The organism is Gemmobacter sp., from assembly GCF_046292685.1.
GTDB lineage: Bacteria > Pseudomonadota > Alphaproteobacteria > Rhodobacterales > Rhodobacteraceae > Wagnerdoeblera.
Genome location: NZ_JBKBQM010000006.1, coordinates 78667 through 85704 on the forward strand (window position 1 = coordinate 78667; position 7038 = coordinate 85704).

Below are 7038 nucleotides of genomic sequence, written 5' to 3' on the forward strand. Positions count from 1 at the left end.
ATGACCCGCAAGGAGGCCCCCATGACCCAGGCTTTGGCCCGGATTACGCCGCACCGGATCGCGGTGCAGGATGCTCCGGCGCAGACGCTCAGCAACCGCGAAAAGGCCGCGATCATCGTGCGGCTCTTGCTGGCCGAAGGGGCGCCCTTGCCCTTGTCGGCCTTGCCCGACCACATGCAGGCCGCGCTGACCGAACAGATTGCCAGCATGCGGCTGGTCGACCGCGAGACGATGGCGGCGGTGGTGGACGAATTCCTGGGGCAGCTCGAATCGGTGGGCCTGGCCTTTCCCGGCGGGCTCGAAGGGGCGTTGTCGATGCTCGACGGGCATATCAGCCCTTCGGCCGCCAGCCGCCTGCGCCGCATGGCCGGCGCCTCGGGCAAGGTCGATCCGTGGGAACGGATCGTGCCCTTGCCGGCCGAACGCCTGCTGCCGGTGCTGGAGGACGAGGCGGTCGAGGTGGGGGCGGTGCTGCTGTCGAAGCTGCCGGTATCCAAGGCGGCCGACCTGCTGGGCAAGCTGCCGGGCGACAAGGCGCGGCGCGTGGCCCATGCGGTTTCGCTGACCGGCAACATCGACCCCGACACGGTGCGGCGCATCGGCCTATCGCTGGCCGGACAGCTCGATGCCCAGCCGCCGCGCGCTTTCGACACCGGGCCGGAGGAGCGGGTGGGGGCGATTCTGAACGTGTCTTCCGCCGCGGTGCGCGATGCCTTGCTGGACGGGCTGACGGCCGAGGACGCGGCCTTTGCCGAACGGGTGCGCCGGTCGATCTTCACCTTCGGGCATATTCCGGCCCGCGTGCCGCCGCGCGATGTGCCCAAGCTGGTGCGCGTGGTGGACCAGCCGACCCTGGTCACCGCGCTGGCCGGGGCCGCCGGGCCGCTGGAGCCGGTGGCCGAGTTCATCCTGGCCAACATGAGCCAACGCATGGCGCAGGCGCTGCGCGAGGAAATGGCCGCCCGCGGCAAGGTGCGCGAGAAGGATGCCGAGGCCGCGCAGTCCGCCGTGGTCGAGGCGGTGCGCCGGCTGGAGGCCGAAGGCGAAATCACCCTGATCCGCCCCGACGACTGATGCGGTGGCGCCTTGCCCGGGCTTGCGCTAGTTTGCGCGCAAGGGGCGGCACGGCCCTGCGAAAGGGGCGGCATGGCGGATCGGGCAGCGCAGCAGGGGCAGCCGCAAAGGCTGTGGTGCACGGCACCGGGGCTTTGGCTGCCGGGCCGGGTGCGGCGCATCCTGACGCTGGCCGGGCTGGTGCCGGTGCCGGCCACGCCGCTGGCCGGCCCGGGGCCGGACGACCTTGTGGGCACCTGGGGCCAGAGCCCGCTGGCCGCCCGGGCCGAGGCGCTGGCCAAGGCGCGGGGGGCGCGCCTCGTGCGGGTCGAGGATGCGTTTCTGCGCGGCATCCAGCCCGGCCGGGCGGGGCGGCGCGGCGACGGGCCGCTGGGCCTGCTGATCGACCGCACGGGCGGCGTGCATTTCGACCCGACCCGGCCATCGGCGCTGGAAACCCTGCTGGCCACGCACCCGCTGGACGATACCGCGCTGCTGGACCGCGCGCGCGAAGGCATGGGGCGGTTGGCGGCGGCGCGGCTTTCGAAATACAACGGCAGCGATCCGGGGCTGGCGGCCCCGCCGCCCGGCTATGTGCTGGTGGTGGACCAGACCCGGGGCGATGCCGCCATCGCGGCCGGCGGTGCCGGCTTCGGCACCTTCCGCGAGATGCTGTTTCGCGCGCAGGACGATCACCCCGGCCGGCGCATCGTGATCCGCACCCATCCCGAAACCGCCGCCGCCTTGCGCCCGGGCCATTTCGGCCCGGCCGATGCCGCCGCCCATGTCACGGTGATGACCGAACCCGTCTCGCCCCATGCGCTGCTGGAAGGCGCCGTCGCGGTCTATACCGTCAGTTCGCAACTGGGGTTCGAGGCGATCCTGGCCGGCCACCGGCCGCAGGTCTTCGGGCGCCCCTTCTATGCCGGCTGGGGGCTCAGCGACGATCATGGCGGGCCCCTGCCCCGGCGGCATCGCAAGCTGACGCGGGCGCAGCTGTTCGCGGCAGCCATGATCCTGGCGCCGGTCTGGCACGACCCCTGCCGCGACCGGCTGTGCAGCTTCGAGGAGGCGCTCGACCAGCTGGAGGCCGAGGTGCGTGCCTGGCGCGAGGATCGGCGCGGCCATGTCGCCGCCGGGATGCGGCTGTGGAAACGCGCGGCGCTGCAAGGGTTTTTCGGGCGCGAACGGCCGGTGCGCTTTGTCGACCCGCCGGCGCGCGCGGCGCAAAAGGCGGCGGCGACCGGCCGGCGCCTGCTGGTCTGGGCCGGGCAGGACGGCACCTTGCCGCGCGACACGCCGGCCTTGCGGCTGGAAGACGGGCTGATCCGTTCGCGCGGGCTGGGTGCCGATCTGGTGCCGCCGCTGTCGCTGGTGGCCGACGATCTGGGCATCTACTACGACCCAACCCGCGAAAGCCGGCTGGAACGCCTGGTTTCGCAACCGCTGCGCCCCGGCCAACGCCTGCGCGCCGAACGGCTGGTGGCGCGGCTGGTGGCGGCCGGGGTGACGAAATACAACCTGGGCGGCGCCTTGCCCGACCTGCCCCCCGGCCACCGCATCCTGGTGCCCGGCCAGGTCGAGGATGACGCCAGCCTGCGCCTGGGCGGCGGCGAGGTGCGCACGAACCTTGGCTTGCTGGAACGGGTGCGGGCCGAAAACCCCGCCGCGGTGATCCTGTGGAAGCCCCACCCCGATGTCGAGGCGGGCCTGCGCCCCGGCGCCGTGCCGGCCGACCGGCTTGCCGGGCTGGCCGATGCGACGCTGGCGGGGGTGGATGCGGCGCTGGCGCTGTCGGTCGCGGACGAGGTCTGGACCATGACCTCGACCCTCGGGTTCGAGGCGCTGTTGCGCGGCGTGCCGGTCACCTGCCTTGGCGCGCCGTTCTATGCCGGCTGGGGGCTGACGCGCTGCCTCGGGCCGGTGCCGGCGCGGCGGCAGGCGCGCCCCGATGTGGCGGCGCTGGCCCATGCCGTGCTGATCGCCTATCCGCGCTACCGCGACCCGGTGTCGGGCCGCCCCTGCCCGCCCGAAGTGGTGGTGGACCGGCTGGCCGACGGCCGCGTGCTGCCCCGTTCGGCCGCGCTGCGGCTTTTGGCCAAGGCGCAAGGCGCGCTGGCCGGCCACGCCTGGCTGTGGCGCCGCTAGCCGCCCCTAGCGGCGGCGGGTGCTGCGGGCGTTCTGGGCGCCGGTGACGGTGATGGTGCGCACCCCTTCCAGCTGGAAGCTGGTCAGGAAGGTGGCCACCGTCACCTCGCGCGACATGGGCGTGCCTTGCGGCGGGGTGCCTTGCGGGCGCTTGACCACAAAGCGGAACACGATTTCGCCCGGCTTGGCCTCGGCCTCGCGGATCAGTTCGGCCTTGTACCAGCCTTGCGTGGTCGGCAGGCCCTTGGCGCGCACGATGGCGCCGCCGGTGGTGGGCTCGACGAACAGTTCGGTGACCTGGTCCACCGGCACCCGCCCACCGTCGACCGCCGCGGCCGCCTGCGCCACCGCCCGCTGTTCGCGCGAGGCGCCGAACCAGTTGAAGGGGTTGAAGCGCGAGTCGCGCACGCTTGCGCAGCCGGTCACCAGCATGACCGACGCCAATCCTGCCAGAACCGCCTTGCGCATCCGCCTCTCCTTGCCGACCCTGTCCTTTGCCTAGCCGATGCCACCGCCTTTGAAAAGCACCCAAGCCAGCGGGGCTGGACCTTTGGCGCCCCGCGGCCTAGGTCTGGCGCAGAACCGGAGAACGCTCATGGCCACCGCCGCCTTCGAAGACATCGCCGAAACCTTCGAGTTTCTCGACAACTGGGAAGACCGCTATCGTCACGTCATCGAGCTGGGCAAGGCCATGCCGCCCATGCCCGAGGCGCTGAAGGTGCCGGCGACCAGGGTCGAGGGCTGCGCCAGCCAGGTCTGGCTGCACCCGACGATTTCCGACGGCCGGTTCGGGTTCACCGGCGACAGCGACGCGATGATCGTGCGCGGGCTGATCGCGGTGTTGCACGCGCTCTATTCGGGCGTGCCGCTGGCCGAGGTGGCGCGCATCGACGCGGCGGCGGAACTGGGGCGGCTGGGGCTGAACGACCACCTGTCGGCGCAACGCTCGAACGGGGTGCGCGCGATGGTCGAACGCATCCGCAAGCTGGCGGCGGCCGCTGCCTGAGGTGCGGAATCGCGGCCTGCGCCGCCCGGGGTGCGGAATGGCGGCCTGCGCCGCCAGGAATGCAGGGTGGCGGCCTAAGCCGCCTGATGCGCCAGGATGATGCAGGTGGTGGACCCGGTGGCATAGACCTTGCCATCGGCCAACCCGCGCAACACCGCCTCGGCCACCGCCGTCGCGCGGCCGGCGTGCTGCACGCTGGCCACGCATTCCGCCTCGGCCCCCAGCGGCAGCGCGCGGGTGATGTTCACCTTGTATTCCAGCGTGGTATACCACGACCCCTTGGGCACCACCGTCATGCAGGCGCAGCCCAGCGCGGAATCCAGCACCGCGCCATACCAGCCGCCATGCACCGCCCCCATCGGGTTGGTCACGCCGAACAAGGGCACACCGCGAAACACCGCCCGGCCCGGCCCCACATCGACCAGCGCAAAGTTCAGCGTGCGCGCGATGGGCGGGCCGGCGATTTCGCCGCGCAGCATGGCCTGCATGAAGTCGAGGCCCGACATCGACAGCAGCCTGTCGCGGCTGGCCAGATCCTCGGGCGTTTCGGCGATTCTGGGGGGCATGGTGCGGTCTCCGGCAAGGTCGGGTTCAGGCTGGAACGCGGCGCGCGCAAATGCAAGCGGCGCCGCCCCCCGGGGGGACGGCACCGTTGCGTCAGGCAGGGCGGTTCAGTGCGCGGCGGCGACGGCGCGCCGGGTCATCACCTTGACCAGATGCGCGCGATAGGCCGGCGTGCCGTGCAGGTCGCCGATCATCCCTTCGGCCGAGACGCTGAGCCCCTCGACCGCCGAAGGCGCGAAGTTCGCCGACAGCGCCGCCTCGGCCTCGGTCCAGCGGAACACGCCGCCTTCGCTGGCCCCGGTCACCGCCACGCGCACGCCCTCCGCGAACTTCGCCACGAACACCCCCGTCAGCGCAAAGCGGCTGGCCGGCTGCTGGAACTTGGCATAGGCCGCCTTCTGCGGGATCGGGAAGCGGATCGCGGTGATGATCTCGCCATCGTGCAGGGCGGTGGTGAACATGCCCTGAAAGAAGTCGTCCGCCGCGATTTCCCGCGTGTTGGTCACGATGGTCGCGCCCGAGGCCAGCACGGCCGAAGGGTAGCAGGCCGCCGGGTCGTTGTTGGCGACCGACCCGCCGATGGTGCCGCGGTTGCGCACCGCCGGGTCGCCGATCTGGCCGGCCAGGGCCGCCAGCGCCGGGTAATGCGCCGCCGCCTCGCGCGCCACGGTGGCATGGGTGGTGGCCGCCCCGATGGTCAGCCCGCCATCGCCGGCGCACACGCCCTTCAGCTCGGCAATGCCGGTCAGGCTGACCAGCGTTTCCGGCGCGTTCAGGCGCTGCTTCATCGCCGCAATCAGCGTCTGGCCGCCCGACAGCGGTTGCGCGCCCTCCTGCCCCAGCGCCGCCACCGCTTCGGCCAGGGTGGCGGGTTTCACGAAATCGAAAGCATACATCGCGTTGCCCTCTCTTACTGGCCGTTGATGGCAGCCCAGACGCGCGCCGGCGTCAAGGGCATGTCGATATGGGTGATGTGGGTGTGGCCGGCGCGATGCAACGCGTCGATCACCGCGTTGACCACCGCCGGGGGCGAGCCGATGGCCCCCGCCTCGCCGCAGCCCTTCACGCCCAGAGGGTTGTGCGTGCAAGGCGTGATGCAGGAATGGTCCACCTTGTAGAACGGCACGTCGTCGGCGCGCGGCATGGCGTAATCCATGAACGACCCCGACAGCAGTTGCCCGTTTTCGTCATAGGCGCAGTTTTCCAAGAGCGCCTGGCCGATGCCTTGCGCCAGCCCCCCATGCACCTGCCCCGACACGATCATCGGGTTGACGATGTTGCCGAAATCGTCGGCCGCCGAGAAGGCCACGATCTCGACCTTGCCGGTTTCCGGGTCCACCTCGACCTCGCAGCCATAGGCCCCGGCCGGATAGGTGAAGTTACTGGGGTCGTAGAACGCCGTTTCCTCCAGCCCCGGTTCCAGGTTCTCCAGCGGGTAGTTGTGCGGCACATAGGCCGCAAGCGTCACGCCCGTCCAGTCCACCGACTTGTCGGTGCCGGCAACCGTGAACTTGCCGTCCTTCAGCTCGATGTCGTTCTCGCTGGCTTCCAGCAGGTGTGCTGCGATCTTTTTCGCCTTGGCGATGATCTTGTTCGTCGCCTTCACCAGCGCCGAGCCGCCCACCGCCAGGCTGCGCGAGCCATAGGTGCCCATGCCCATCGGCGTGTTCGCGGTATCGCCATGCACGATCTCGACCGATTTCGCATCCACGCCGATCATCTCGGCCACCACTTGCGCAAAGGTCGTCTCGTGCCCTTGCCCGTGGCTGTGGCTGCCGGTGAAGATGCTGATCGACCCCGTGGCGTTCACCCGCACGGTGGCCGATTCATACAGCCCCGCCCGCGCGCCCAGTTGCCCCACCAGGTTCGACGGCGCGATGCCGCAGGCCTCGATGTAATGGGCGATGCCGAAGCCGCGCAGCTTGCCGCGTTTCTTCGAGTCCTCGGCGCGCCTGGCAAAGCCCGCGTAGTCCGAGATCTCCAGCAGCTTGTCCATCGTGGCGTCGTAGTTGCCGGTGTCATAGACCACGGCAACCGGCGTCTGATAGGGGAACTGGTCGGGCTTGATGAAGTTGCGCCGGCGCAGCTCCACCGGATCGACCCCCAGCTCGCGCGCGGCCTTGTCGATGATGCGTTCCAGCTGGAACGTCGCCTCGGGGCGCCCGGCGCCGCGGTAGGCATCGACCGGCACGGTGTTGGTGAACACCGCCTTGACGTTCACGTAGATCAGCGGTGTGCGGTAGTTGCCCGCCATCAGCGTGCCGTGC

At 71.0% G+C, this 7038-nt stretch carries 7 protein-coding genes; 3 read left to right on the top strand and 4 right to left on the bottom strand.

Features of this window, described 5'->3' with window-relative positions:
* Positions 1-21: 21 nt before the first annotated feature.
* On the top strand, positions 22-1074 hold the full coding sequence (locus ACK4S2_RS03075) for a flagellar motor switch protein FliG (protein ID WP_409620201.1): 1053 nt from the start codon (positions 22-24) through the stop codon (positions 1072-1074).
* A 72-nt stretch (positions 1075-1146) separates the two neighbouring features.
* The gene (locus tag ACK4S2_RS03080; RefSeq protein ID WP_409620203.1) at positions 1147-3201 is read left to right on the top strand and encodes a capsular polysaccharide biosynthesis protein; all 2055 of its coding nucleotides are present in this window, start codon (positions 1147-1149) and stop codon (positions 3199-3201) included.
* Positions 3202-3207: 6 nt separating this feature from the next.
* On the opposite strand, the gene ACK4S2_RS03085 is transcribed toward ACK4S2_RS03080, so the two are convergent.
* On the bottom strand, positions 3208-3669 hold the full coding sequence (locus tag ACK4S2_RS03085) for a hypothetical protein (protein WP_409620205.1): 462 nt from the start codon (positions 3667-3669) through the stop codon (positions 3208-3210).
* A gap of 127 nt (positions 3670-3796) precedes the next feature.
* Here ACK4S2_RS03085 and ACK4S2_RS03090 point away from each other — a divergent pair, with 127 nt between their 5' ends.
* Complete coding sequence (locus ACK4S2_RS03090) at positions 3797-4207, top strand: SufE family protein (protein ID WP_409620207.1); 411 nt, start codon at positions 3797-3799, stop codon at positions 4205-4207.
* A gap of 74 nt (positions 4208-4281) precedes the next feature.
* Here the strand turns inward: ACK4S2_RS03090 and ACK4S2_RS03095 are convergent, their stop codons facing one another.
* The 3 genes from ACK4S2_RS03095 to ACK4S2_RS03105 form a co-directional block, all read right to left on the bottom strand.
* Entirely contained in the window at positions 4282-4773 is a 492-nt protein-coding gene (locus tag ACK4S2_RS03095) for a PaaI family thioesterase (protein ID WP_409620209.1), read from the bottom strand.
* A gap of 105 nt (positions 4774-4878) precedes the next feature.
* Positions 4879-5667: an FAD binding domain-containing protein gene (locus ACK4S2_RS03100; RefSeq protein ID WP_409620211.1), complete on the bottom strand. Its 789-nt coding sequence runs from the start codon at positions 5665-5667 to the stop codon at positions 4879-4881.
* Between the two features lie 14 nt (positions 5668-5681).
* On the bottom strand, positions 5682-7038 hold a 1357-nt coding region (locus tag ACK4S2_RS03105), incomplete at its 5' end, for a xanthine dehydrogenase family protein molybdopterin-binding subunit (protein WP_409620213.1).

Coding starts and splice junctions, on each gene's coding strand:
- ACK4S2_RS03095 (WP_409620209.1), bottom strand. CDS start 4,773: ATGCCCCCCAGAATCGCCGAAACGCCCGAGGATCTGGCCAGCCGCGAC.
- ACK4S2_RS03080 (WP_409620203.1), top strand. CDS start 1,147: ATGGCGGATCGGGCAGCGCAGCAGGGGCAGCCGCAAAGGCTGTGGTGC.
- ACK4S2_RS03085 (WP_409620205.1), bottom strand. CDS start 3,669: ATGCGCAAGGCGGTTCTGGCAGGATTGGCGTCGGTCATGCTGGTGACC.
- ACK4S2_RS03075 (WP_409620201.1), top strand. CDS start 22: ATGACCCAGGCTTTGGCCCGGATTACGCCGCACCGGATCGCGGTGCAG.
- ACK4S2_RS03100 (WP_409620211.1), bottom strand. CDS start 5,667: ATGTATGCTTTCGATTTCGTGAAACCCGCCACCCTGGCCGAAGCGGTG.
- ACK4S2_RS03090 (WP_409620207.1), top strand. CDS start 3,797: ATGGCCACCGCCGCCTTCGAAGACATCGCCGAAACCTTCGAGTTTCTC.